The following is a 24,398-nucleotide window of genomic DNA, read 5'->3' as shown; positions in this document are numbered from 1 at the left end:
ATTAGTGTACTTTTTTCAACAAACATGTGAATTAGTCAATATTTATCAACCATACAGAGTAAAGTAGAATATACCTATAAGAAATAAAACAATTAACTCGTATATATACATGGAGCCATGATGCAGCAGCCCTACCTTGAACTGATTGCGCTATTAGAACAACAAATAGATAAAAGTCGCATTATCACCGATCCAACACTCGCACTGGCCTATGGTACCGATGCTAGCTTTTACCGTTTAACACCTCAAGTTGTCCTTCAACTGGATAGTTTGCAAGAGGTGATTTTTGCCGTTAAAACGTGCTACGAGCGCCAAATTCCGGTGACATTTAGAGCTGCTGGTACTAGCTTATCTGGTCAAGCTCAGTCCGATTCTGTGTTAATCACGCTGACTCGAAATTGGCGTGATTATGAGATATTAAATGATGGTGAACAGATTTGGCTCCAGCCGGGAATCATTGGTGCTGAAGTCAATGCGTATTTAGCGCCATTTGGCCGTAAAATTGGCCCAGATCCTGGCTCAATCAATACCTGTAAAATTGGTGGTATTGTCGCTAACAATGCGTCAGGTATGTGTTGTGGCACTTCAGAGAATAGTTACCGCACAGTTGCTGGGATGACGGTTGTTTTAGCTGACGGTACAGTGCTAAATACATTAGATAGTGCCAGTGTTGAAGCTTTTAAACTCAGTCATGCAGAAATGATTGATGAGTTGATGACACTCGTCACCCAGTGTCAGGAAGATAGCGAACTGGCAGCTAAGATCCGCCATAAGTACCGTTTAAAAAACACCACAGGTTATAGTCTTAATTCACTGATTGACTTTGATGATCCAATTGACGTTTTGCAACACCTTTTCATTGGTTCAGAAGGCACATTAGGTTTTATTGCTGACGTAACTTACAACACAGTTGTGAATCATGCACACAAAGCATCTGGGTTGTTTGTTTTCAGTGATATTGAGATCACTTGCCTTGCAGTAAGTGAGTTGAGTAAAACTTCAGTCGCTGCGGTTGAATTAATGGATAGCCGTTCTTTAGCTTCTGTTGCCGACAAGCCAGGAATGCCAGGTTTTATCGCAGAGCTTGGTGAAAAAGGTGATACTGAAGCCGCGGCATTATTGATAGAGATTCATGCTGAGAATGAGGCTGCATTACAGCAACAAATTGAACAGTTGCTAGCTATTATTAATGGTTTCTCGCCGATTGCTCAGGTTGATTTTAGTCGTGATACCAAAACCTGTGAGCAGTTATGGGGGATCCGTAAAGAGCTATTCCCATCAGTGGGGGCTGTGCGAGAGACTGGAACCACAGTTATCATTGAAGATGTAGCCTTTCCGATTGAACAATTAGCCCCTGCTGTACGTGAACTACAGGAGTTATTTACTCAGTTCAATTACCATGAAGCGATCATTTTTGGTCACGCATTGGCGGGAAATCTACACTTTGTATTCACGCAGTCATTTGATAGCCAAGTAGAAATAACACGTTATAGTGATTTTATGGATGCAGTGGCTCAGTTAGTGGCCGTTGATTATAAAGGGTCATTAAAAGCAGAGCATGGTACTGGGCGTAATATGGCGCCGTTTATCGAGCTTGAGTGGGGCGCTGATGGCTATCAATTAATGCAAAATATTAAACGCATTTTTGATAAGCGCGGCATTTTAAACCCTGGTGTGATCATCAATGAAGACAAAGAATCACATATCAAAAACTTAAAAGGGATGCCTGAAGCGGATGAGTTGATTGATAAGTGTGTTGAATGTGGTTTCTGTGAGCCTGTTTGTCCTTCTCGTAATTTATCGTTAACACCACGCCAACGTAATACAGTATTTCGTGAAATCTCTCGCTTAAGAAAAACTAACGAAGATCCTAGCCGTCTTGCTCAGATGGAAAAAACCTATCGTTACTACGGCCTAGATACCTGTGCCGCAACAGGATTATGTGCCGATCGTTGCCCTGTTGGGATCAATACCGGCGATCTTGTTCGTAAATTACGTCAAAACCATACAGATAAAGCAAAACAAATTGCGAACTGGACTGCTGATCATTTTTCAACTGTTACGTCAGTAGCTAAAACTGGTTTAACTGTCGCAAATGGTATGCATAAGGTACTTGGCACTAATAAAATGCGTAAGTTGACGAAGGCGGCTTATGACTTATCGGGTCATCGTATTCCGATGTGGTCTTCACATATGCCTGTCGCGGTAAAATCCACTGAAATGTTGAAAGTTAAAAAAGTGGGTCGAGAAAAGATCGTTTATTTCCCGAGTTGTTCTGCACGTACAATGGGCACTGAAGCGAATGCAAAAGATCCTCGACCATTAGTCGATGTGACGATCTCTCTGCTTGAAAAAGCGGGCTATGAAGTTGTTATTCCGAAGGATTTAAACAATCAATGTTGTGGTATGCCATATACCAGTAAAGGTTTTCCTGAAACGGCAGCGAAAAAAGCACAGCAATTAGAAAATGCGTTATGGGAAGCATCTAGCCAAGGAACCTATCCTGTATTAATGGATACCAGCCCTTGTGCAAGTACAGGAAAAGAAACACTACGCAGTGAAATTAAAATCTACGAGCCTTTTGAATTTGTCGCAAATTATGTATTGCCCAAATTAGCTATAACACAGCAAGAAGAGCCTGTGATGTTACACATTACCTGTACTTCACGTCGTAAAGGGTTAGCTGGGGTGATGGAAAAAGTCACGAAAGCTTGTGCGAAGACAGTGATTATTCCAGATGACATTACATGTTGCGGTTTTGCTGGCGATAAAGGTTTTACCAAACCAGAACTTAATGCAAGTTCACTAGCGCCTTTAAAACGTCAAGTACCTGTAGACTGTACTGAAGGTTATTCAAATAGTCGTACTTGTGAGTTAGGGCTATCTGAACATAGCGGGATAGAGTATCGCTCAATTCTCTATTTAGTTGATAAAGTCAGTATGTAAGTGATCAATTTTTAAATGAAAACGCTGATATGAAAGTATCAGCGTTTTTTTATGTTCAATGAGGGTTATTTATAAAATAAGGCTGTTTGGTTGGAACGCTATTTTAAATGACTTATTTTGATATATTACATTGCATAAATGATTGGCTGAAAGTTAAGAGAACATGTTGTTTTTTCGTATACTATTAGATCTATAACTCTATTTAAATATATAGATAGATTAGCCGATAGGTTCTTTTCGGATTTGTAATTTATCCGTTATTACTCATCTAACGATGAGTGAATATTCAGCTATGGATTATAAATCCCATATAATATAAAGGGTTTAATATGCATTTTCACTCAACTGCTCGCGGTATTTTAATTAACGATGATGCAGTGCTTGTAACCCGAGTTAAAGGTGATGATAAAACATTTTTACCTGGTGGACATATTGATGCAAAAGAATCAGCAGCGACAACGGTGATTCGAGAATTGAATGAAGAAGCGAACTTAAAGGTTAACATTGATTGTTTTTTGGGGGCCGTAGAAAATAACTGGCATATAGGGCAAGAATTAAATACTGAACTATGCTTATTATTTTTATTGTCATCAAAAACAGATAATAATCTTGATACTATTAAGAGTTGTGAAGCTCATATCGATTATTTTTGGTTAAAAAAAGAAGATCTGGTAACGAGTAATTTATACCCATTAGCATTAAGAGAGTGGCTAATGTCTTCGCAATTAGAATTTACAAAATCCCAACCAGCATTTTGGGGCAGTGATTTGTAAATACGTGATTTATTACAACAATATATATTTATCATCTAGACTCAAATTTAGCGATATTTCAGCTAAATAGGATATTTTAATGGCAACGACTGATAACTCGCCGTCTGAACAACTTCAGACGCCAGAAAATGATTCACATATGTTCCGTAATCTATTAATTTTTGTACTTTTAGCTGCACTGTTAGGAACGGCTGGGTATTTTTATATTCGCCATCAAAAGTTATATCCAGCGACGGATGATGCCTATGTCCACGCCAATATTTTATATGTTGCACCACAAATTAGTGGCAAAGTACTTACAGTCAATGTGAATGATTACCAGCATGTAGCGGAAGGCGATTTATTATTATCGATTGATCCTGCTCCTTTTGAAATAGAGTTAGAAAAAGCAAAAGCTGCGTATGAAGTTGCGACACAAGAAAATAAAGCGACAGATGATGCAATTTTAGCGGCAAGTGCTAATGTACGATCAGCAGACGCTACGCTTGTTGATGTGCAAAAAAATTATCGTCGAGTAATGGATTTAGTGAATCGCAAATTATTACCTTTACAGGAAGGTGATGATGCTAAAGCTAAATTAGCCTCCGCTCAAACAGCATTAGAAGCTGCGCGTGCTAAAATGAGCCAGTTAATTAACCAGCAAGGTGCTAAAGGTGATGAAGCGCCTCAGGTTAAACAAGCGGCGGCAGCATTAAGCCAAGCGACGTTGAATTTATCCTACACCAATATTTATGCTCCCCATGATGGTAGTTTAGGTAAGGTGAGTGTCCGACCTGGCAGTATTGTATCGCCAGGGTTATCTGTCATGCCTTTGATTGAAGATAATACGGCGTGGCTTCAAGCTAATTACAAAGAAAAGTCGATTGGTTTATTAAAACCAGGCATGAAAGCCAGTATTGTTTTAGATATGTACCCAGATGTGACATATCAAGGCCACGTTATTGCCTTATCACCAGCAAGCGGTTCATCGTTCTCATTACTCCCTCCTGAAAACGCAACGGGTAATTGGGTTAAAGTACCTCAACGTTTCCCTGTTCGTATTCAATTTGATGATTTAAAAGGTAAGCCTTTACTTCGTGTTGGAGCGAGTGCGGAAGTCACTATTGATACGTTAACAGAGACTAAGTAATGACGGGTGCTACGTTAACGCCAGCCAATCGGTTGTTGATCACTTTTGCTGTCATGCTATCTGCCATTATGGTGCTGATAGATATGACTATCGCGAATGTTGCTTTGCCTCATATGATGGGAGCGTTAGGCGTAACTTCAGAGCAAGTAACATGGGTGTTAACCTCATATTCGATGGCAGAAGCGATCTTCATTCCTTTAGCGAGCTATTTGGCGCTTAAACTTGGAGTACGTAAATTATTGCTCTTTTCGGTTGCCGGTTTTGTGGCTATGTCTGCTTTATGTGGACAGGCTGACAGCCTTGCTGAAATGGTAACTTTTAGAATATTTCAAGGCGCGTTCGGCGCATCAGTGATCCCCTTATCACAATCTATCATGGTGCAAATATATCCGCCTGAAGAACGTGGTAAAGCAATGGCGTTATTCAGTGTTGGGATATTATTAGGGCCTATTTTAGGCCCTACCGTTGGCGGTATCATTACCGAAAATATGGATTGGCGCTGGATTTTTTACGTTAATGTACCCATTGGTTTGATTTGTTTATCTCTGCTTTATTTCTTTGTGAAGTTAGATGGACGCGGTAAGAGCAAACTAGATTGGCCTTTAGTGATAGGTATGACTATCGGTATTGGGCTGTTACAAATGGTATTAGACAGAGGTAATGAAGAAGGATGGTTTGAATCTAACTTTATTCTGTTCTCTGCGGTGATCAGCGTTATCGCGTGGATTTTCTTTATCGCACGCTCATGGATCACTAAAGGCGATGTTGCTCCTATGTGGTTGCTTAAAGATAGAAACCTTGCTGTTTCTTGTTTAATGATGGCTGGCTTCTCAATGGGGATGTTTGGTATTACCCAATTACAACCTATGATGCTAGAACAGTTACTACATTACCCAGTAGAAGCAACAGGGTTTGCCATGGCGCCTAGGGGATTAACCTCTGCAATTGTACTACTTGTGATTGCTAGATTTATGGATAGATTAGATCCACGTATGCTAGTAGCAGTAGGGCTCGGTTTTAATATTCTTGGTACATACTTAATGATGCAGTATTCAATGAATATTGATTATTACTGGGTAGTAATGCCATCGATTGTTCAGGGGTTAGGGATGGGGCTTGTATTCGCGCCATTAAGCCAAATGGCATATCGAACATTAAGTCATACAGATACAATTGGTGGTGCGGTTATTTTCAACCTTTGCCGAACCATTGGTGGTTCATTTGGTATCTCTATTGTTAATACGTATTTTACACGTACAGAGCAACGAGAGTGGCATGCCTTAGGGGCGGATTTAACATTAACTAATCCGCAATTACAGCAGCAGGCAATGATGCAGCATACAACTGTAACGGATCCTCATTTTATCGCCCAAATCAGTGAGCTATTACATCAGCAGTCAACTTTGCTTGCTTTTGTGTATACCTTTGGATTTATTTTTGTCTCTTACATTGTGCTGTTACCACTCTTAACACTGTTCAAGTTTAAGAAAACATAGTCAGTGCTTAAGAATGTAAATATACATTAATCGAGTGATAGAAAAAAAGCAGATCAATAATGATCTGCTTTTTTTATAGGTGATATGTATTTTAAGTAATTTAAAATCAGTGAGTTATAATTTATTTTGGTTTTTTTCATAAAAAACAGTTTACAGTCAATACGTTTAATGTGATTATGTCTACGCTCTGTTGTTCAGAGTTATTAATAAAGAGTTAAGTTAAAGAAAATCTCCAGAAGTATCTTCGTTTAGTTGTACCTTTGTGTTTCCTTCGCTTCATCGTATTTAATAATTCAAGCTTTCAGTGCATCGCAATTTTGCGATATTTTCTATGAATTTTATATAAGGGACACATTATGTCTAAGTCAACTGGTATCGTTAAGTGGTTCAACGAAGAGAAAGGTTTTGGTTTCATTACTCAAGACAATGGCGGTGCTGACGTATTCGTTCACTTCCGTGCTATCGCTTCTGAAGGTTTCAAAACTCTTGCTGAAGGCCAAAAAGTGTCTTTTGAAGTAGAGCAAGGCCAAAAAGGTCTTCAAGCTGCAAACGTTGTAGCTCTTTAATTTTATAGTTTCTATAAGATTTCTAAGTGGTGTAACTTGTTACACCACTTAATTAAAAAAATTCCTTCTGCGTTACACTCTTCAAAACACTTTACTCATCTTCGTTTCACCCCTAGCAGTTTTGCTAATCGCCGTACTCATAATCTTCATTAAAAATTCATAACGCTATAAAACCGTTGATATTTAGCTTTACTATTGTCATAGCTAGAATTCATCAACGCGACAATTTAAAGAGGTATATTATGATTATCAACTTCAAGGTTAATGATCTTAGCTGGAATGCATCTATGCATCAGTTAAATAGTGATGTATTGCGCCGACATGTTTTAATTAACGGTAAGCTAGATACATTAGATGTCAACTTTACGTACTGTGAACAATCAGAAAAAGGCATTATTACTAATCATAATAATAAAGAGATTGGGCATTTTTCAATTGTTGATTAAGGTTTAAAATAACATGTTTGCAAGTCATGGTTTATTTAAAGCAGAGAGGCAGAACGGGGTGTCTGCCTTAAACTAAAACTAGCGAATAGTTACCCGTTAGTAAGTAAAAATCATCATTTGTCTATGGTTATGTTGGCTTACATACACTTCCTTTATTTTCCCATATTGCCAACAATAATAACTTTCTCTCCCTTGTTTATTCTGTATCCTCGTTAATAAAAACATTGAACGTCACAACTAACGTGATAGAGCGCCTCCAGTGCTGCCTTCCACACCATCGCGATAAAAAGCAGTTGTCCCTTAGCATCGATTCTCCCAGCTATGATCCTTCTATGAACGGCTTAATGTTCAACATACCTATTTTGTCGATGATCCTGACACATTTATTCGTATCCATGATTGAAACTATATGTAGGCTACTTACTTGGTGAGTGTCATTCTCTATGTGTAGTAAAGGGCTAGGTTGATTTTGGCACTGAATTGAATGTGCAAAAGGTAGGATAATGTGGCGCTCGTTATAAAAAAGCTGCAGAACGTTGCGCTCTACAGCTTATTAATAAACCAGTGAGATCTTAATGATTTTCAGCTAGTAGTTGTTCTTGTGTCTGATGACGTGTCGAATATAGTTTGTAGCTCATAATAACAATCACTAATGCTTTAATGATCATCATTTGTGGATTGCCATAATATCCGGCCATACCAACAAAACCTGATGTCAGCATTAACATGCGATAATTTTTCAGTGAAGTCATATAAAGCGCGGCAACAATAACGGCTAAATCTAAATATTGTAATGCGACAGTAATCGTTGGCTCTGCAATGAAAGCACTAATAGCAACGTAAGTTATATATATAATGGCAGATGCCATAATGGCAGCAAGTGTGTGGACTATTGCCTTCCCCATTTTGGTGAAGTCTTTTACATAGCGATAAGCATTAATCGCATTAACGGAAAGGTTTAAAATTACTTTCGGCCACCATCCCATTAGAATTGACCAAACAGTATCATTTGTTGCAGATGCAAAAGCAGCATAACGAGTGAATTTCATGCTGTTAAATATAGTAAGCAGGATATATAAGACGACGGAAGTCCAGCCTAATACTTCTTTTAATAGATCAACCAATGTAAATATCTCTCAGTGATGTCATTGATAGTAATGACATTTAATAGTGCTTGATTCTGTTTATTAACGTTTAAGCAACATTAGTTACTTGTTGTTAAGCTAATTTCGAGGGATCCTACCACAGTTGTCATTTCCATGACATTAGATGAAGCTTCATATTTCAACTAATTTCTTCTTATACGGAATGAATTAAATGTGCAGAGTTCACATAAATTATATCTTATTCAGCGAATCGTTATTCTTGATTATTACGTATAAATACGTAGTGTAAGTTTTTTTATAACTTATTGATAAATAATAATTTAAATTTTATCGATACGATTTTATACGTGGTTTTCTTTTTGTGTTTATTAACGATTTTTAACTTTTAATCCGTAGTCCTTCTCATTTTATCTTGTATAGCGTTAAGCCAAAGTATGTTGAACATCATTTTGTAGCCTAATCATATAAAGCAAGGATGAGTGAATGACTATTATTGGTAGCGTAGTGAAACGTGTGGTGAAAAAAAGCCTAATCGTTGCACTAGGGTGTGTTGCTATTCTGGCAACAAGCGCACAAGCATCAGAAAAAGTATACCGTTTAAAATTAGCTGAAACATGGGGACCCAATTTTCCGATCTTTGGTGATGCCACAAAGAACATGGCGGCGATGGCAGAAAAAATGTCTAACGGCCGTTTGAAAATTCGTATTGACTCTGCCAATAAGCATAAAGCACCACTTGGTATCTTCGATATGGTGAAATCTGGTCAATACGACATGGGACATTCAGGATCGTATTACTGGAAGGGGAAGGTTCCAAACACCTTATACTTTACCTCTATGCCTTTTGGTATGACCCCTGCTGAGCAATATGCGTGGTTCTATCATGGTGGTGGTATGGAGTTGATGGAGCAAGTCTATTCACCTCATAACTTGCTTTCATTTCCTGGCGGTAATTCAGATATTCAAATGGGGGGATGGTTTCAAAAAGAGATCAATACCGTTGATGATCTGAAAGGGTTGAAAATGAGAATCCCTGGTTTTGCGGGTGAAATTCTTGCTGAAGTTGGTGCTAAGCCAACCAATATTGCACCAGGAGAGCTCTATACTTCACTTGAGCGAAATACCATTGATGCGCTTGAGTGGGTAGGCCCATCATTAGATTTGCGCATGGGTTTTCATAAAATAGCACCTTATTACTACACAGGTTGGCATGAGCCAGGATCAGAATTACAGTTCCTAGTAAATAAGCGCACATGGGAGCGTTTACCTGCCGATCTTCAAGAGATCTTACGTGTTGCAATGCGTACTGCGGCTTATGATATGTATACCCAAGCTACTCATGCAAGCGGTAAAAACTGGTCAACAATTCAACAAACTTACCCTGATATAAAAGTGAAAGATTTCCCGCCAGCAGTGATGAAAGCATTACGTGACGCGAATGATCGCCTCCTTGCACAACATGCAGAAAAAGATGAACAAGCAAAAGCGATTCAAAAATCACAAGCGGATTATCTAAACCAGGTACGTTCATGGACCAATATATCTCATCGTGCCTACCTTAATAGCCAAGCGCAATAAGTCTGTTTAAATAAGGACGTTATTATCCTGCCATTTATGCATATAAGATCGCAGTTATGCGTATTTGGTGGGATTCCATGGAGTGAGGAATGAAAAGTCTGATTACGCTAGAGCGTTTTTTTAATCGTATTGGTGATGTGCTCGGTTGGTTTGCCAGTATCCTATTTATATTATTATTAGTTAATGTCGTTTATGACGTTGTTATGCGCTACGTTTTTAATGATGTTTCCATTGCCCTTCAAGAAATGGAATGGCACCTGTTTTCCGCTGTGTTTTTACTTGGCGTTCCTTACGCGATCCGTTCTGCGGGACATGTTCGTGTTGATGTTTTTTATGAGCGTCTATCCCGTAAAAGCCAAGCGATCATTGATATTTTAGGTACACTTTTCTTTTTACTACCTTTTTGTTTACTGGTGGCATGGTATGGCATTGATTTCGCCAAAGAGAGCTATGCATTAGGCGAAACATCTGGCGATCCTGGTGGTCTTGCTTATCGATGGATAATTAAAACAATGATCCCTCTCTCATTTGGCTTAATGGCGATCAGCGGTTTAGGGCTGGTTGTTCACTCATTAAATACCTTATTTAATCCGCACCACGCGGCATTAAAACAAGATCAGTAAAGGAATACGTCAATGATCGGAATCGTGATGTTTTTTGTCGCATTATTTGCCTTATTACTGGGCTTTCCTGTGGCATTTACTTTTGGCGGAATAGCCTTAATTTTTGGTGTTTGGGCTGAAGGTTTCGACATGTTTGCATTTATGCCTTATCGCATTCAGTCAATCATGGAAAATACGGTGCTTATGGCGGTGCCTCTGTTTGTTTTTATGGGCTTAGTGCTCCAGAAAACCCGTTTAGCTGAGCAGTTATTAGAGTCAATGGGGCGTCTGTTTGGTGGCGTTCGTGGTGGTATTGCAATTTCGACTGTACTCGTTGGTGCATTACTCGCGGCATCAACGGGTGTGGTCGGGGCATCTGTTGTTGCGATGGGGCTTATCTCATTACCCGTTATGCTCAAATATAATTACGATAAAGGCCTTGCGTGTGGAACTATCTGTGCATCGGGGACATTAGGACAAATTATTCCACCATCGATTGTATTAATACTATTAGGTGATGTGCTAGGTGTGCCTGTTGGTGATTTATTTCAAGCGGCTATTTTACCGGGTTTTGTATTGGTAGGTGCGTACGTCGCTTATATTTTAATTTATGCCAAGCTTAACCCTGAAGCGGCACAGCCAATTGAGCGAGATGACAGCATTAGTCGTTCGCAAGAGGTTTTTACTGCGTTAAAAGCGGTTATTCCACCATTAGCATTAATTATCGTGGTGCTAGGTTCTATTTTTGCAGGTATTGCGACGCCTACAGAGTCTGCTGCATTAGGTGGATTTGGCGCGATTGTGTTAGCAATTTTATATCGCATGTTTAGTTGGAAAATGATCTATGAGGCTGCAAAAGAAACGGTAAAAGTCACGGCAATGGTCTTTGCTATTTTGTTAGGTGCGACCGCATTTTCGATGGCATTTACCTACACTGGTGGTGATTACTTAGTTGAAGAATGGATGATGGCGCTACCCGGTGAAAAGTGGGGATTTTTGATCATCACTATGCTGGTTATTTTAATACTTGGTTTCTTTATCGATTTTGTTGAGATCTGTTTCATTATCGTACCGATTTTAGCGCCTGTTGCCGAAGCGATGGGATTAAATATGACTTGGTTTGCCATACTTGTCGCGATGAACCTTCAAACTTCATTTTTAACACCACCATTTGGCTTTAGTTTGTTTTACTTGAAAGGTGTTGCACCTGCAGGTGTCACGACACGTGATATTTACCGTGGAGTTATGCCATTTATCGCTATTCAAATTGCGGTACTGGCTTCTATTTTGATTTTCCCGAATTTCTATGGCATGGGTTAATATTGATAATGTGATCTATAAAAGTAAAAAATGATAATAAATTGTTAATATGAGCTGGTGGTAAAACATCAGCTTTTTGCTGTTTGGAGGTCTCTATGCCATTAAAAGCAAAATTGATCTTATTAACTTTATTACCGTTACTGATTGTGACTGTCAGTATCAGTTGGATATCGATTTACCAGGCAAAAACCTTAGGCCAGAAAGAAGTCACTGTTTTTCGTGATAGTTTAATTGATGCCAAAGAAGCAGCATTGAAAGACAGCGTTGATCTTGCTTTAAATGCCATTTCCCATATTTATCATGATTCTACAATTGATGTTGATATAGCGCAGCAGCGTGTTAAAGCAATATTGACTAATTTACGTTATGGAAAAGACGGTTACTTTTTTGTTTATGATAAAAATGGAGTTAGTTTAGTTCATCCGATCATGCCTGAGTTGATTGGTAAAAATCTTATTAAGATACAAGATGAACAAGGCGATTTTTTAATTGCTTCTTTGTTATCGCAAGCACAAAGTGGGGGGGGCTATCATCAGTATTTATGGCAGAAACCATCAACGGGAGAAACGGTTACTAAGTTAAGTTATTCCGCATGGTTAGATAAATGGGATTGGATGATTGGTACCGGATTATATATTGAAGATGTCAGCCAAGATGTCGCGATTATGCAGCAAGCGATTAACCATAATATTGATACGATCTTCTTTTCCATTGTGGTGATATTAACAATAACTGTCGCAGTAATTATCGTGATCACATTGGCAATTAACTTACATGAACATCGATTGGCTGATAGAAATCTTAAAGAGTTAGCGCATAAAACGGTCTTATTTCAAGAAGCTGAAAAAAAACATGTCGCCCGAGAATTACATGATGGGATCAATCAGTTATTAGTCTCAAGTAAATGTCACTTAGAGTTACTTAGCCTTCAGTCCATTGATGTAAAGTTTGTCGATTACCTGAATAAATCGATGCATTCCTTAACATTAGCGATTAATGAAGTAAGGCATATTTCTCATAAATTACGCCCAAGCTCTCTGGATGATATTGGTTTAGAAGCGGCACTCACCACATTATTACAAGACTATCAATCTCACGCCGGTACATCAGTTGATATGCTATTTGATACAAAGGCTGGAAAGCTAGACTCTGATGTTGCAACAACACTTTATCGGGTAGTACAAGAATCGCTAAATAATATTGTTAAGCACGCAGATGCGACGCATGTTGAAGTGCATTTGAAACAACTTGGAAAGTTATTGCAATTGATCATTCGAGATAATGGAAAAGGATTTGATAGCCAAAATCGTTATCATTTAAAAGGGATTGGTTTGCGAAATATGCGCGAGCGAGTGGAGTTTATTGGTGGCGAGTTTGATCTTAATAGTGAGCCCGGATTTGGTACTGAACTCACCGTATTATTAAACTTGGATGGTTTAGTGTATGACAGAACAAACGATTAAAATTGTGATAGTCGATGATCATCAAGTGGTGATTGATGGTTTTATGGCAAGGTTACAATTAGAGCCTGATATCGAGGTCATTGGTACTGCAAGTAATGGCTTAGAGGCACTAGATACCGTCAGTTATCTTCAACCTGACGTTATTTTAATGGATATCAGTATGCCCATCATGAATGGTATTGATGCAACAGAGCAAATTAAAAAAACACTGCCTAATGCAAAAGTATTGATGCTGACGATGCATGACAACCGTGAATATATCATGAAGGTAATGCAGGTTGGTGCAATGGGCTATATGTTGAAAGAAATTTCGGCAGAAAAAATGGTTCAAGCGATTAAAACAGTGAATCAAGGTGCGACATATTTTTGTGAAACGACGAGCCAAACTATTTTTACTCAGACATCTTCACCAGTGAAAAGCCCTGATATTAATCCTTTGAGCCGTCGCGAAGAAAGGGTACTTAAACATGTTGCCGAAGGGCTGAGCAGTAAGCAAATTGCTAAAGCATTAGAGATTAGTTATCGGACCGTTGAGACGCATCGTCAGAATATAAAACATAAGCTTGAATTGCATTCAACAGCCGAGTTAGCGAAATATGCATTAGAAAAAGGGCTTATTGAATAGTATTGCTAATGTACTTTTGAGCGTTATTTGAGGTGGTCGTACAGATAATAAGCATCTGATAAAAATAATGAATAAAGATGTTTACAAGCTTAGCTTAACTACGTATTATTCGCGCCATTGGAGAGATGGCTGAGTGGTTGAAAGCACCGGTCTTGAAAACCGGCATACGTTTATAGCGTATCTAGGGTTCAAATCCCTATCTCTCCGCCATATTCTAGAGATTCGATTTATCGGGTTTCATAAAGAATTGGAGCGGTAGTTCAGTTGGTTAGAATACCGGCCTGTCACGCCGGGGGTCGCGGGTTCGAGTCCCGTCCGCTCCGCCAACACAACGAAGCCTCGTCAGTAATGACGGGGCTTTTTTGTATCTAAAGTTTAATCTGTTGTTGGTATGTCTTGATGCACCTAGCCGAGGTCGAGAGTCCCGCTGGAATGCCAGTCCAGACTTCCGCCAACACAATGAAGCCCCGTCAGTAATGACGGGGCTTTTTGTATATAAAATCTATATTGTTACTGAAGTGTGATGGCTTCTGTATGCAGAAAGCCTGCTATTCACACTGTAAATCAATAGTATAGTAAAAGCCAAACAACGACCTGTTTGGCTTTAGAGACTGGTTTATTCGCCGTTATATTGTAATTCTAACGCTTGAGCGGTTTGGTAGCCTTGATGTGTTTGTAACTGCTCTGCGTAACGTTGAATATTTGGAAACGCAGCTAATACGCCATAGTTACCAAGGATTTCAGCAATAAATGACATCATGAAATCGGCACCCGTTAAACGCTCTTCTACAAGGTAAGTTTTATCAGCTAACCGTTGATCAAAATATTGCATTACTTTCTGAGTTTCCATGTCAGCATAATCACCAAGGAAATTCATTTTTGCACCATCTTTGGTGACAAACATCTTTAAAAGTAACGGTAAAATGGCTGAACTTTCGGCAAAATGCAGCCATTGAATATAATCAATATAGGCTTGAGTGCCACGTTCAGGCATAAATTTACCGTTACCGTAAGTTTCAATTAAATATTCTGTGATAGCGCCTGATTCAGTAATGATCATTCCGTTATCTTCCAATACCGGTGATTTACCTAGTGGATGAACACTTTTAAGTTCTGGTGGCGCAAGAAATGTGACCTTGTCTCGGCAATAAGGTTGAATTTTATATTCAACACCTAGCTCTTCAAGTAGCCAGATAATACGCTTTGAACGAGATTGATTAAGATGGTGCAATATGATCATGATAAGTCCTTTTTAGGTTTAGTTAGCTAACTTTAACTACAACTTTGCCGAAGTTTTTACCTTCAAGTAAGCCAATAAAAGCGTGTGGAGCTTGCTCTAGGCCTTCGACTCTATCTTCACGGTAATGAATTTTTCCTTCAGCAAGCCATTGCGACATTTGTTGTGCAAATTCGTCATAACGGTGAGCATAATCGTCAAAAATAATGAAACCTTGCATCTTGATACGCTTAACCAGTAGTTGTCCCATTAACATATTCATACGATCTGGGCCGTCTGGAAGCGATGTTGCATTGTATTGAGAGATCAAGCCACAAAGCGGAATGCGTGCGCCTGTATTAAGGAGAGGAAGCACTGCATCAAAGACTTTACCGCCAACATTTTCATAATAAATATCAATGCCATCGGTACATGCATCTGCTAATTGTTGTGCAAAGTCAGCAGCATGGTGATCAATACATTCATCAAATCCTAATGTCTCTTTTGCATATTGGCATTTTTCGTTACCACCTGCGATACCAACAACACGACAGCCTTTTATCTTACCAATTTGACCAACCATAGAGCCTACTGCGCCAGTTGCAGCAGCAACAACGATAGTGTCACCTTGCTTTGGTTGACCGATATCGAGTAGCCCCATGTATGCGGTAAAGCCTGGCATACCCATTACTCCTAATGCATAGGATGGGTGACTGGGATTCATTCCTAACTTTATTAATCCTTCACCATTTGAAACGGCATAATCTTGCCAACCAGAATACGCTAATACCCATTCACCCACTTGATAGTCAGGGTGGTGAGAAGCGGTTACTTGGCATACCGTGCCACCGACCATCACTTCATTAATACCGACAGGCTCAGCATAGGATTTTTTATCACTCATACGCCCACGCATATAAGGATCGAGTGAGAGATAAACGGCTTTAAGTAGTAACTCGCCTTGTTGCGGGCTTGGGATCGTTGTTTCTGTTAAATGAAAATTTTCAGGAGTTGGTGCGCCTACAGGACGAGAGGCTAATAGTAGTTGGCGATTAGTGGCTGTCATTGCTGATTTCCTTTTTTTCAATTAGACCAGTCGTCTAGTTGGTGTTTCAAAAAATCCCGCCTTATCGCATCGTTAATGTGTAGATAGGCGGGCATTATCTTTTCAATACTGCGGTTTATCACTATTACGTGTCTTGTCGATAATCATTTTGGTTGCAGTAGTGATTGTGTTGTTGTTAATGCTTGCTGTAATCCTGATAAATCGTGACTTAGTTTGTTGAGTAAACTTGCTCCAAGCCATAAATTATAAAGAGTTTGGGCGGTTACATGGCTGTCGCAGTTAGCGATTGAGCCATCTTTTATTCCTCTTTCTATTGTTTTGGCGATTAAAGCGACAACACTATCTGCTCCTTGCTTTAATGCTTCTCGCATAGGCTCGGAGAGATCGGAGACTTCTGCACTGAGCTTTACCACCAAACATTTATTGGCATTACAGATGCCGTTTTCAACTTTGATCCATAGCTTGAAATACTCATTGAGTTGTTCAAAGCCTGTGCCTTGCTCGCTTTTTAATACCTGAGCGACACGTTGTAAATAATGATGAAAATAAGAGTGGATCAATGCTTCACCAAATTGCTCTTTAGATTTGAAATAATGATAAAAAGAGCCTTTAGGTACTTCTGCCGCACTTAATAATTGCGATAAACCAACACTCGTAAATCCTTTCGTGACCACTAGCTGGTAACCAACATTAAGAATGTGCTGCCGTGTATCAATTGTTTTTTCGTTCATGAAGTCACTATAGAATAAATTAGACCAGTCGTCTAGTGCTTGGGTTTGAATGATTTTACTATAAATTAGCTTAAGAGTAATGATTTGATGTTTGATACTCTATTTTTAAGTTAGCTCTGCTAAGACTGGTCACCCACTTACTGTGGGGGGATTTGTTTTATTGTGTGTAAAACAAGATTATGAAACTATAACGATCTTCAAGCAGAACGCTTTTCTGCTTATTTTATTGGTTAAAAAGGTTAAGTGATGGATTTTCAAAATTACTACGAGATCATTATAGAAGTACTGGTTGATAATTTTGATTTAGACGATGGCGAATACTATGGCGAGGTCATCTTAACGGATGAGCTTTATCAAACAAGCTGCGATATCGCTAAACAGTTTGATGTTGGCTTTAATGACGAACATACCGCACTGGCTGTACTTGAAATGTCTAAGCAAGCAGGTGTAGAGCCAAATACATTCTCAGTATCATCAGCCGCTGTTGGTTGTGTTGTTGATTACTTAGAAGATAACTTTGTTGTCGAATTCGATGATGAAGAGTTTGACGAAGAGTAATGCTCGTCGCATAAAGAAATATAAGTATTGAAGCCGACATGATGTCGGCTTTTGATTATCAGAGGCGATGATATGCATCTCAAGACATTAGAATCAATATTAACGACAGAGCTTGAGCTGTTAAATAGTGCAGATGCAGCGCATGATAAAGCGCATGCTTTACGTGTGGTGAAAGTAGCAAAACAGCTTGCTAAGCAAGAGCAAGCACGATTAAACATTACTCTTGCTGCGGTCTATTTACATGACTGTGTTGCCGTTACTAAAAATGACCCTCGAAGAAAACAAGCTTCAACACTTGCAGCTAATAAAGCGATCGAGTTTTTATCTGACAAAAAGTTACTCGTTGACCATCATGATGAGATTCATCATGCGATTGTGGCGCATAGCTTTAGTGCTGATATTAAACCGTTAACATTGGAAGCAAAAATTGTTCAAGATGCTGATAGATTAGATGCACTTGGCGCGATAGGTTTAACACGGTGTATTCAGGTTGGCACATCTTTAGGTCGACCATTGTATGCTCTTGACGATCCTTTTTGTCAAAACCGACAACCTGATGACACGAGTTACACCCTAGATCACTTTTATATTAAGTTACTTGGTTTAGCTGACACCATGCAAACAGATGCTGCGAAGATTGAAGCGGTTAAACGGATCGAGTTTATGAAAAGTTATCTCCGACAGTTAGAGTCAGAGATAGGGTGAGATAGTACAAAGAATAAGCATTTATGCTGTGTTTGATCTTGCTGAAAGAGTAAATAGTAAGATAACGCTGTAATAGTAACCACTTAATTTAGATGGGTATTTACATCTACATATTATCTCCGTATTATTCGCGCCATGGAGAGATGGCTGAGTGGTTGAAAGCACCGGTCTTGAAAACCGGCATACGTTTATAGCGTATCTAGGGTTCAAATCCCTATCTCTCCGCCATATTTTAAGCCTCGTCAGCAATGACGGGGCTTTTTTGCATCTGAAATTTAAACTGTGAGTTCGCTTCTTTAGCATTGAGTATATTGACTAATAAAATCAGCTTGCGCCATTGCCATAATTGAAGCTGTTAAACGTAGAGCTGCGTTGATTGCATCATCCGATTCATTCAATGATCGTAATAATTCAACATGTCCATCTAGACAACTATAACCTTGGTTTACCATACATGCCGCAATGCAAGCATAGTAGTAAGCAGTTTCATCATCGATATCTAAACTATGTAATGGTTTGAGCTCTAACGCATTAGTTTGTTTGATATTGGATAAATGTAAGTTTTGAATTGCCATATAGTAGTTATTTGTCATGGCCATACGCATGACAGCGTGATTAATATCGGCGAATTGTAAGCTATTAATATCACCGACTTGCTGTTTGATACGTTGTAGCACGGTACTATTTTGTGTCGCGAGTGCTGCTGCATAAGCAATATATTGAATTCGGTTATTCGCAAGTAGCGATTGTCGAGAAATGAGTGAGTGAAGTAAATCAGAATGATCAAAAGTAGTGTCAGTTGGCATAGCAATGCTTCCTTTTACGCTAACAAAATGTGCAAGATAACTGCACGAATGCATTTAATGATATTCCCTTCATTCAGTGACGCAATTGCCAGTTATGCAGCATTACTGTGTAGAAATGATCAGAATAGTTGATGAATAACGTTGGGATAGGTAAGTGATTTAGAGAAGTAGAGGCTTTTGTCTCTTTATTACGCAGTCAAACGGCTACTGATTTACATAACTAAAAATAGCGAGTAGTATTTGCAGCATGGAGAGATGGCTGAGTGGTTGAAAGCACCGGTCTTGAAAACCGGCATACGTTTATAGCGTATCTAGGGTTCAAATCCCTATCTCTCCGCCACATTTTAAACCTCGCCAGAAATGACGAGGTTTTTTTATATCAAAATAGAATTGATGATTATCAATAATCCCCGAAGAGTGAACAAACAAGCTTCAAGAGTCGTAAGATATTTGGCCTAAAAGATTATTGCTGTTTGAATGAAATCGTGTGATTGCAAGTTTATATTTATTTTTAGAAAAGAGTTGTAGCAGAATGCTATAAAATAGAACCATAAACACACTTATTTTATTTTTTTAAGTTATATTTGAAAATAAAATATCTAAATCATAATTTTCTCGTGCTAGTGAACGTTTTAAACTACTTAAGGATTTTATTTGAAGTTGACGTATACGTTCTCTTGTTAGTCCAACAGCATCGGCAACTTCTTGTAATGTATGCGGTTCGTAGCCCATCAGGCCATAACGACGACAGATGATCTCCTTATCTCTTGCATTCATTCTATTTAGTATCAAGTTCGTGATTTTTACCATGTCATCATTATCGACCTCTGCACTCGGTGATGTTATTTGTTCATCCGCCACTAAATAAGCAATGGTGTGTGATTGTTCAGTATCACCAATGGTTTGATCGAGTGAAATAACATTGACTTCATTAGAGAATAAGGCTGATATTTCTTTACTTTCTTTATTGAGTGCTTGCGCAATATCTTCGTGAGTAGGTTCATTATTATTTCGCTTCATTAGCTCACGATGAGTACGAATTAATGTGTTGATTTCTTTAGAAATATGGACTGGTAAACGTATAGTTCTGTTTTGATTGTGAATAGCACGTTCGATGGTTTGTTTAATCCACCATGAAGCATAAGTAGAGAAACGAAACCCTTTTTCTGGATCGAATTTTTCAACGGCAGTCATTAAACCAATGTTACCTTCATCGATAAGATCACTTAATGAGAGATTAGAAGCACGATATTTTTTTGCAATGCTAACGACAAGCCTTAAATTAGATTCAATAAGAATTTTTTTTGAAGCAAGATCGCCAGTTAAAGACTTACGGCTATATTGAATTTCATCATCTTTATTAAGTAAAGGTTTATTTGAAATATCATTAAGATATAGGCGTATTACATCCACTTCAAAACTTGTCGTTTCCATTTTATTCATCCTTAATAAATAAATGCAGGGGTGCAATCAATCCGTGAACACCTTGTTGATTATATAAATATAAATATAAATGTTAATAAAAAGCAAACATTAATTGTAACATTTATGTAATATTAATGTAATATTCTGTTGGATGTGGTAAATTTATAAATTTATTGGCTTCATATCTAAATTAAACAATCAATAAACGTAATGTTATTTTTACACTGCTCTTTTTTTGTTGTTTATATATCGTGTTGGTATATATCGTTGTACTATATAAAAAATATATATGAGTTTGTAAATATGTCATCATTAGTTAAAAACGTGTCTCTATCAATCGCACTGTTATCTTCTTTATGTTTTTCTTATGCTAATGCAGCTGAGATATCTGGTAATTCGATTGTGGTTCAATCCTGTATTGATAACCAAAATTTTGATGAGCAAGGCTTGATTCATTGCTATCAACAAGCTGAAGCAACAGCAAAAGATCAAGTTTATAATTTATCAAGTCAAGGTGAGCATTATAAAAGTGCTATCGATAGCCAATGTCAAAAGTTACAAGTAAAACTTAATACAGATACAACAATGATTAAATCTGACAAAGAAGCTAAAATAGCGGCTTGTTATGCTAATGGCTGGTCTCGTGCACGTGATACAGTGTTAAATGAAAAATACTAGTCGAATGGTTGGGGATTATGCGACATTTATCTGACTATCAACAACAGATAGACGTGATTGTTCAAGAGCATTCAGGAAGTCTTGAACAATCACTAGAATCATTACAGCGATTGCTAGATGCTATCGCTGATGATAGGGCATTAACAGATAGTCAATTAAAACAGGATTAAGTTGCTTTAAGAATAAACGGATGAAGATACAATGATCATCCGTTTTTATTTGGTTTTAGATAGTTGCAAAATAGAATTGTATAACAAAACTGTTGATGGGTTATTTTTATTATCTTGAGGACACACGAGATAATAAGTTGGCATTTTATCATTAATGTAAGTGATGTTGAGTCGTTCAACCAAGGTGCCATCATTAAGTTGCTTTTGGACTAAGATTCTATTTACAAAAGCGATGCCTAAACCGTTACAAGCCGCCTCTATGGCTTGAATTGAGTTTTGGAAAAAAACTTTATTCTGATTTCTGTTCGGTTTGATCTTCATATTATGTAAAACAAGATCCCATTGAATTAGACGATTAGTCGTTTCTATCAATGTGATTTCACTGAGTAGTTGCTCTGTGAGTTTTACTTTAGATGAAGGAATATAATCAGGAGTGCAGACTGCAACCATCTTTTCTTTAAATAAGACATCATATTCATGTTGCTCTGGTGGCTTTAATCCATATCGAATCGCAATGTCTATATTCTCTTTGCCAAAATCGAGCGTTTCTAATGTATCAATAAAATTGAGCGAGATCCCTTGCTGAGATAACTGTCGAATATTAATGAGTGGCAAAAGCCATTTATTTAATAACGCAGGTGGTATCGCAACGGTTAACTTTTGATTTTTTTTAGAGATACCGAGATCGGCCGTTGCTTGTTCTAGTTCATTTAAAATTATTGTTGTTCGACTAAAGTAACGAAGACCTGCATTAGTGAGAGTAATACTGCGGTTATGTCGCTGAAATAATTTTTGTTCTATAAAATCTTCAAGTGTGCTTATTTGATGACTAACAGCCCCTGGCGTTACATATAATTCTTCTGCGGCTAGTTTAAAGCTTTGTAGTCTTGCAGCGGCTTCAAAATAGACAATGGCTTTTATTGGTGGGATGACCCGCATTGGTATACCTTCAAGTTATTTTTTCTAAGTTCACAAAATATTATTATCGATTTGTAGTATTTATTTTTTGTGCATATAATTCAAAACGAACAAAAAGTGTTTGGCAGTATACCAATTTAGAATAACATTATGCTGTTAAATCGTTATTAATCTATAATGATGAGTACTAACAATGAAGATCAAACAAGTAGTAGCAGCTGTACTTCTAGCAGTTCCTGCATTTATGTCGCAAGCGATGGTGCTAACGAGCCACGATATTACTAATGATAAAACATTACAAAATCAGCAACTGTTTAACCAATGGGGTTGTACAGGCAAGAATGTATCACCACAATTAACATGGAAAGATGTTCCTGCTGGAACAAAAAGCTTCGCTGTTACGATGTATGATCCTGATGCACCAACAGGTAGTGGTTGGTGGCATTGGAGTGTTATTAACATTCCTGCTGATGTACATAGTTTAGCTGCGGGCGCGGGTGCTGTTGGCGGTAAAGAATTACCAAAAGGCGCAAGTATGGTAACGAATGATTTTGGCTTTAAAGGTTTTGGTGGTGCATGTCCTCCGCCAAACTCAAAACCGCATAATTATGAAATTACAGTGTATGCATTAAATACGGCGAATATTAAATTACCAGAGAATGCATCACCAGCATTAGCAGGCTATAACATTCTTGCTCATGTTATTGGTAAAGCTGTGCTTGTTGCGCCAACGAATGCACGTTAATTGAAATTAGATGAAAAAGCCACTTACCTAAACTATCAATCGTTTTTGTAAGTGGCTTTTTGTTAAGTATTTTTTCATTTACGACGTTTTTACAGGTAATGTTGCCGTGATATATATTTAATCCATTACGTAGATGTTTATCTGTGAGAAGTGCTTGTTTATAATCTTTATATGCTAATGCAAGAATATAAGGCAGTGTTGCGTTATTTAAAGCAATGGCACCTAGCATATTGGCAATACAATAATGTAAGTGGGATCATCATGTGTTGTTGGGTGTGATGTTTCTACACAGCCACTTTGGTCAATAGCAACATCTACAATAGCAGTTCCAGGCTTCATTTTTCTATCATTGCTTTTGTGAACAGTTTAGGTGCTGCTACGCCTGCAATAAGACCCCTCCAATAACAAGATCAGCTCTTATTACATGATCTTCTATAGTGCACTCGTTGCATATTTTGTATTGATTTCACTATCAAATTGTATACTCCCAAGCAATATGAAAATAACCTGCGATTACATGGGGTTAGTTTCTTAGAATGTAAAGTCGTGAAAGAATTTGCAACTTAAGCTCACTTAGGCATAACAGTATCTATGTGCCTCCATATCATTATAACGTAACATTCTGAGTTCATTTGTCTTTTGTATTATTATAAATATCTATTGCTGTTATTAGAGTGGTACTAGAGATCAATAATAAAATGAGCAACACAGAAAGATAAGTAGAGGAGAGGCGTTAACGGTGAATATAAGGAATGAGTAAAAGTCGCTATTTACTAGCGACTTTTTTACTTAATGTCACGAAATTAAATTTCGAACTCAGAAAGTTGTGCGCCATTATCTAGCAGTTGTTGCAGTGCTTTTGGAGTACGGCCTTGGCCTGTCCATGTTTTTTCTTCGCCGTTTTCATCTGTAAACTTATATTTAGCAGGGCGAGCAGCACGTTTTTTCTTTGCTTTAGGTGCATCACCTAAAAGGGCAACAAGCTCTTCGGCAGTAATACCTTCAGCTTCAAGCATGTCTCGGTATTTTTGAAGCTTAGCTTCTTGCTCTTTGTTTATAGCATTTGCTGCTTCTTCTTCCTCACGTCGTTCTTCAACAACTTGAGTGAATTTTTGTAGGCCTTCTTGAAGATCTGCAACTGACATTTCACGTGCTTGTGCACGCAATGAACGTAGGTTTAAAAGAATATCAATCATGTAATTTGATTCTGAAATAAAAAGAAGTATTAGATCCTATTGTACTTAAGTTTTTAAATAAGGCACGAAAAATAAAGCGATATATTTGAAACTAAATCTCATTTTTAAAAAATTAATAAAATAGAAATGCCGTA

24 protein-coding genes, 4 tRNA genes and 1 pseudogene are annotated in these 24,398 nt (G+C 38.1%); 20 read left to right on the top strand and 9 right to left on the bottom strand.

Annotated features, from left to right (window positions below; all coding sequences use genetic code 11):
* The first annotated feature begins 120 nt into the window (after nt 1–120).
* The 6 genes from C9J40_RS11135 to C9J40_RS11110 all read left to right on the top strand — a co-directional run bounded on the left by C9J40_RS11135 (nt 121) and on the right by C9J40_RS11110 (nt 7,356).
* A complete protein-coding gene (locus C9J40_RS11135) occupies nt 121–2,946 on the top strand; it encodes an FAD-binding and (Fe-S)-binding domain-containing protein (RefSeq protein WP_107246860.1) in 2,826 nt (941 codons plus the stop codon).
* Nucleotides 2,947–3,275: 329 nt separating this feature from the next.
* Nucleotides 3,276–3,719: an NUDIX domain-containing protein gene (locus C9J40_RS11130; RefSeq protein ID WP_107207038.1), complete on the top strand. Its 444-nt coding sequence runs from the start codon at nt 3,276–3,278 to the stop codon at nt 3,717–3,719.
* Nucleotides 3,720–3,798: 79 nt separating this feature from the next.
* Nucleotides 3,799–4,848, top strand: coding sequence for an HlyD family secretion protein (locus C9J40_RS11125; protein ID WP_107246859.1), 1,050 nt, complete (start codon nt 3,799–3,801; stop codon nt 4,846–4,848).
* Entirely contained in the window at nt 4,848–6,344 is a 1,497-nt protein-coding gene (locus C9J40_RS11120; RefSeq protein ID WP_107207036.1) for a DHA2 family efflux MFS transporter permease subunit, read from the top strand. Before C9J40_RS11125 ends, C9J40_RS11120 begins: the two co-directional genes overlap by 1 nt.
* 356 nt (nt 6,345–6,700) lie before the next feature.
* A complete protein-coding gene (locus tag C9J40_RS11115) occupies nt 6,701–6,910 on the top strand; it encodes a cold-shock protein (RefSeq protein ID WP_005364106.1) in 210 nt (69 codons plus the stop codon).
* A 242-nt stretch (nt 6,911–7,152) separates the two neighbouring features.
* The gene (locus tag C9J40_RS11110) at nt 7,153–7,356 is read left to right on the top strand and encodes a hypothetical protein (protein ID WP_107246857.1); all 204 of its coding nucleotides are present in this window, start codon (nt 7,153–7,155) and stop codon (nt 7,354–7,356) included.
* Between the two features lie 572 nt (nt 7,357–7,928).
* Here the strand turns inward: C9J40_RS11110 and C9J40_RS11105 are convergent.
* Nucleotides 7,929–8,480 (bottom strand): hypothetical protein, encoded by a 552-nt coding sequence (locus C9J40_RS11105; RefSeq protein WP_107207034.1) that lies wholly within the window; start codon nt 8,478–8,480, stop codon nt 7,929–7,931.
* A gap of 465 nt (nt 8,481–8,945) precedes the next feature.
* On the opposite strand from C9J40_RS11105, the gene C9J40_RS11100 reads away from it, so the two are divergent.
* The 7 genes from C9J40_RS11100 (at nt 8,946) to C9J40_RS11070 (ending at nt 14,376) form a co-directional block, all read left to right on the top strand.
* Entirely contained in the window at nt 8,946–10,040 is a 1,095-nt protein-coding gene (locus C9J40_RS11100; RefSeq protein WP_107207033.1) for a TRAP transporter substrate-binding protein, read from the top strand.
* Nucleotides 10,041–10,129: 89 nt separating this feature from the next.
* Complete coding sequence (locus C9J40_RS11095; protein WP_107246856.1) at nt 10,130–10,663, top strand: TRAP transporter small permease subunit; 534 nt, start codon at nt 10,130–10,132, stop codon at nt 10,661–10,663.
* A 12-nt stretch (nt 10,664–10,675) separates the two neighbouring features.
* Entirely contained in the window at nt 10,676–11,962 is a 1,287-nt protein-coding gene (locus C9J40_RS11090; protein WP_045149978.1) for a TRAP transporter large permease subunit, read from the top strand.
* 95 nt (nt 11,963–12,057) lie between these two features.
* On the top strand, nt 12,058–13,425 hold the full coding sequence (locus C9J40_RS11085) for a cache domain-containing protein (protein ID WP_107207031.1): 1,368 nt from the start codon (nt 12,058–12,060) through the stop codon (nt 13,423–13,425).
* The gene (locus tag C9J40_RS11080) at nt 13,406–14,050 is read left to right on the top strand and encodes a response regulator transcription factor (RefSeq protein WP_107207030.1); all 645 of its coding nucleotides are present in this window, start codon (nt 13,406–13,408) and stop codon (nt 14,048–14,050) included. The genes C9J40_RS11085 and C9J40_RS11080 overlap by 20 nt, the downstream gene beginning before the upstream one ends.
* Before the next feature lie 119 nt (nt 14,051–14,169).
* Nucleotides 14,170–14,260: transfer RNA gene (locus C9J40_RS11075), tRNA-Ser, on the top strand.
* Between the two features lie 39 nt (nt 14,261–14,299).
* Nucleotides 14,300–14,376: transfer RNA gene (locus C9J40_RS11070), tRNA-Asp, on the top strand.
* Between the two features lie 290 nt (nt 14,377–14,666).
* Here C9J40_RS11070 and C9J40_RS11065 read toward each other — a convergent pair.
* From C9J40_RS11065 to C9J40_RS11055, 3 genes are all read right to left on the bottom strand, one after another.
* On the bottom strand, nt 14,667–15,290 hold the full coding sequence (locus C9J40_RS11065) for a glutathione S-transferase family protein (RefSeq protein WP_105061846.1): 624 nt from the start codon (nt 15,288–15,290) through the stop codon (nt 14,667–14,669).
* Between the two features lie 22 nt (nt 15,291–15,312).
* The gene (locus C9J40_RS11060; protein WP_107246854.1) at nt 15,313–16,332 is read right to left on the bottom strand and encodes an NADP-dependent oxidoreductase; all 1,020 of its coding nucleotides are present in this window, start codon (nt 16,330–16,332) and stop codon (nt 15,313–15,315) included.
* A gap of 143 nt (nt 16,333–16,475) precedes the next feature.
* Nucleotides 16,476–17,063: a TetR/AcrR family transcriptional regulator gene (locus C9J40_RS11055; protein WP_107246853.1), complete on the bottom strand. Its 588-nt coding sequence runs from the start codon at nt 17,061–17,063 to the stop codon at nt 16,476–16,478.
* Between the two features lie 246 nt (nt 17,064–17,309).
* On the opposite strand from C9J40_RS11055, the gene C9J40_RS11050 reads away from it, so the two are divergent.
* The 3 genes from C9J40_RS11050 (at nt 17,310) to C9J40_RS11040 (ending at nt 18,554) form a co-directional block, all read left to right on the top strand.
* A complete protein-coding gene (locus tag C9J40_RS11050) occupies nt 17,310–17,621 on the top strand; it encodes a hypothetical protein (RefSeq protein ID WP_107207024.1) in 312 nt (103 codons plus the stop codon).
* A gap of 72 nt (nt 17,622–17,693) precedes the next feature.
* Nucleotides 17,694–18,326 carry an HD domain-containing protein gene (locus tag C9J40_RS11045; RefSeq protein WP_107246851.1) on the top strand — a complete coding sequence of 211 codons (633 nt, stop codon included), beginning with the start codon at nt 17,694–17,696 and terminating at the stop codon, nt 18,324–18,326.
* A 137-nt stretch (nt 18,327–18,463) separates the two neighbouring features.
* Nucleotides 18,464–18,554: transfer RNA gene (locus tag C9J40_RS11040), tRNA-Ser, on the top strand.
* Nucleotides 18,555–18,622: 68 nt separating this feature from the next.
* Here C9J40_RS11040 and C9J40_RS11035 read toward each other — a convergent pair.
* On the bottom strand, nt 18,623–19,186 hold the full coding sequence (locus C9J40_RS11035; protein WP_233220315.1) for a hypothetical protein: 564 nt from the start codon (nt 19,184–19,186) through the stop codon (nt 18,623–18,625).
* A gap of 195 nt (nt 19,187–19,381) precedes the next feature.
* On the opposite strand from C9J40_RS11035, the gene C9J40_RS11030 reads away from it, so the two are divergent.
* Nucleotides 19,382–19,472, top strand: a tRNA-Ser gene (locus C9J40_RS11030).
* Nucleotides 19,473–19,705: 233 nt separating this feature from the next.
* Here C9J40_RS11030 and rpoS read toward each other — a convergent pair.
* The gene (gene rpoS, locus C9J40_RS11025) at nt 19,706–20,566 is read right to left on the bottom strand and encodes an RNA polymerase sigma factor RpoS (protein WP_107207021.1); all 861 of its coding nucleotides are present in this window, start codon (nt 20,564–20,566) and stop codon (nt 19,706–19,708) included.
* 294 nt (nt 20,567–20,860) lie between these two features.
* Here rpoS and C9J40_RS11020 point away from each other — a divergent pair, with 294 nt between their 5' ends.
* Together C9J40_RS11020 and C9J40_RS21995 are read left to right on the top strand one after the other, a co-directional pair.
* On the top strand, nt 20,861–21,235 hold the full coding sequence (locus tag C9J40_RS11020; protein ID WP_107207020.1) for a hypothetical protein: 375 nt from the start codon (nt 20,861–20,863) through the stop codon (nt 21,233–21,235).
* Nucleotides 21,236–21,252: 17 nt separating this feature from the next.
* Nucleotides 21,253–21,405: a hypothetical protein gene (locus C9J40_RS21995; RefSeq protein WP_158259278.1), complete on the top strand. Its 153-nt coding sequence runs from the start codon at nt 21,253–21,255 to the stop codon at nt 21,403–21,405.
* Nucleotides 21,406–21,450: 45 nt separating this feature from the next.
* Here the strand turns inward: C9J40_RS21995 and C9J40_RS11015 are convergent, their stop codons facing one another.
* The gene (locus tag C9J40_RS11015; RefSeq protein ID WP_107207019.1) at nt 21,451–22,344 is read right to left on the bottom strand and encodes a LysR substrate-binding domain-containing protein; all 894 of its coding nucleotides are present in this window, start codon (nt 22,342–22,344) and stop codon (nt 21,451–21,453) included.
* 172 nt (nt 22,345–22,516) lie between these two features.
* Between C9J40_RS11015 and C9J40_RS11010 the strand changes: the two genes are divergently transcribed.
* Nucleotides 22,517–23,068 (top strand): YbhB/YbcL family Raf kinase inhibitor-like protein, encoded by a 552-nt coding sequence (locus C9J40_RS11010; protein ID WP_107207018.1) that lies wholly within the window; start codon nt 22,517–22,519, stop codon nt 23,066–23,068.
* Between the two features lie 76 nt (nt 23,069–23,144).
* Here C9J40_RS11010 and C9J40_RS11005 read toward each other — a convergent pair.
* Nucleotides 23,145–23,513, bottom strand: a pseudogene (locus C9J40_RS11005) (alanine dehydrogenase); the annotation flags it as partial.
* A 358-nt stretch (nt 23,514–23,871) separates the two neighbouring features.
* Nucleotides 23,872–24,264, bottom strand: coding sequence for an H-NS family nucleoid-associated regulatory protein (locus C9J40_RS11000; protein ID WP_107207017.1), 393 nt, complete (start codon nt 24,262–24,264; stop codon nt 23,872–23,874).
* Nucleotides 24,265–24,398 lie beyond the last annotated feature (134 nt).

Origin of the sequence: Photobacterium sp. GB-72 (genome assembly GCF_003026095.1) — a bacterium.
GTDB lineage: Bacteria > Pseudomonadota > Gammaproteobacteria > Enterobacterales > Vibrionaceae > Photobacterium.
The sequence above is the reverse complement of the archived record's forward strand: the minus strand, read 5'-3'. Positions and strand labels throughout refer to the sequence as shown.

What these genes read in the sequence shown, in the direction of transcription:
- C9J40_RS11135 (WP_107246860.1), top strand. Translation starts at nt 121, where the DNA reads ATGCAGCAGCCCTACCTTGAACTGATTGCGCTATTAGAACAACAAATA.
- C9J40_RS11130 (WP_107207038.1), top strand. Translation starts at nt 3,276, where the DNA reads ATGCATTTTCACTCAACTGCTCGCGGTATTTTAATTAACGATGATGCA.
- C9J40_RS11125 (WP_107246859.1), top strand. Translation starts at nt 3,799, where the DNA reads ATGGCAACGACTGATAACTCGCCGTCTGAACAACTTCAGACGCCAGAA.
- C9J40_RS11120 (WP_107207036.1), top strand. Translation starts at nt 4,848, where the DNA reads ATGACGGGTGCTACGTTAACGCCAGCCAATCGGTTGTTGATCACTTTT.
- C9J40_RS11115 (WP_005364106.1), top strand. Translation starts at nt 6,701, where the DNA reads ATGTCTAAGTCAACTGGTATCGTTAAGTGGTTCAACGAAGAGAAAGGT.
- C9J40_RS11110 (WP_107246857.1), top strand. Translation starts at nt 7,153, where the DNA reads ATGATTATCAACTTCAAGGTTAATGATCTTAGCTGGAATGCATCTATG.
- C9J40_RS11100 (WP_107207033.1), top strand. Translation starts at nt 8,946, where the DNA reads ATGACTATTATTGGTAGCGTAGTGAAACGTGTGGTGAAAAAAAGCCTA.
- C9J40_RS11095 (WP_107246856.1), top strand. Translation starts at nt 10,130, where the DNA reads ATGAAAAGTCTGATTACGCTAGAGCGTTTTTTTAATCGTATTGGTGAT.
- C9J40_RS11090 (WP_045149978.1), top strand. Translation starts at nt 10,676, where the DNA reads ATGATCGGAATCGTGATGTTTTTTGTCGCATTATTTGCCTTATTACTG.
- C9J40_RS11085 (WP_107207031.1), top strand. Translation starts at nt 12,058, where the DNA reads ATGCCATTAAAAGCAAAATTGATCTTATTAACTTTATTACCGTTACTG.
- C9J40_RS11080 (WP_107207030.1), top strand. Translation starts at nt 13,406, where the DNA reads ATGACAGAACAAACGATTAAAATTGTGATAGTCGATGATCATCAAGTG.
- C9J40_RS11065 (WP_105061846.1), bottom strand. Translation starts at nt 15,290, where the DNA reads ATGATCATATTGCACCATCTTAATCAATCTCGTTCAAAGCGTATTATC.
- C9J40_RS11060 (WP_107246854.1), bottom strand. Translation starts at nt 16,332, where the DNA reads ATGACAGCCACTAATCGCCAACTACTATTAGCCTCTCGTCCTGTAGGC.
- C9J40_RS11055 (WP_107246853.1), bottom strand. Translation starts at nt 17,063, where the DNA reads ATGAACGAAAAAACAATTGATACACGGCAGCACATTCTTAATGTTGGT.
- C9J40_RS11050 (WP_107207024.1), top strand. Translation starts at nt 17,310, where the DNA reads ATGGATTTTCAAAATTACTACGAGATCATTATAGAAGTACTGGTTGAT.
- C9J40_RS11045 (WP_107246851.1), top strand. Translation starts at nt 17,694, where the DNA reads ATGCATCTCAAGACATTAGAATCAATATTAACGACAGAGCTTGAGCTG.
- C9J40_RS11035 (WP_233220315.1), bottom strand. Translation starts at nt 19,186, where the DNA reads ATGCATTCGTGCAGTTATCTTGCACATTTTGTTAGCGTAAAAGGAAGC.
- rpoS (WP_107207021.1), bottom strand. Translation starts at nt 20,566, where the DNA reads ATGGAAACGACAAGTTTTGAAGTGGATGTAATACGCCTATATCTTAAT.
- C9J40_RS11020 (WP_107207020.1), top strand. Translation starts at nt 20,861, where the DNA reads ATGTCATCATTAGTTAAAAACGTGTCTCTATCAATCGCACTGTTATCT.
- C9J40_RS21995 (WP_158259278.1), top strand. Translation starts at nt 21,253, where the DNA reads ATGCGACATTTATCTGACTATCAACAACAGATAGACGTGATTGTTCAA.
- C9J40_RS11015 (WP_107207019.1), bottom strand. Translation starts at nt 22,344, where the DNA reads ATGCGGGTCATCCCACCAATAAAAGCCATTGTCTATTTTGAAGCCGCT.
- C9J40_RS11010 (WP_107207018.1), top strand. Translation starts at nt 22,517, where the DNA reads ATGAAGATCAAACAAGTAGTAGCAGCTGTACTTCTAGCAGTTCCTGCA.
- C9J40_RS11000 (WP_107207017.1), bottom strand. Translation starts at nt 24,264, where the DNA reads ATGATTGATATTCTTTTAAACCTACGTTCATTGCGTGCACAAGCACGT.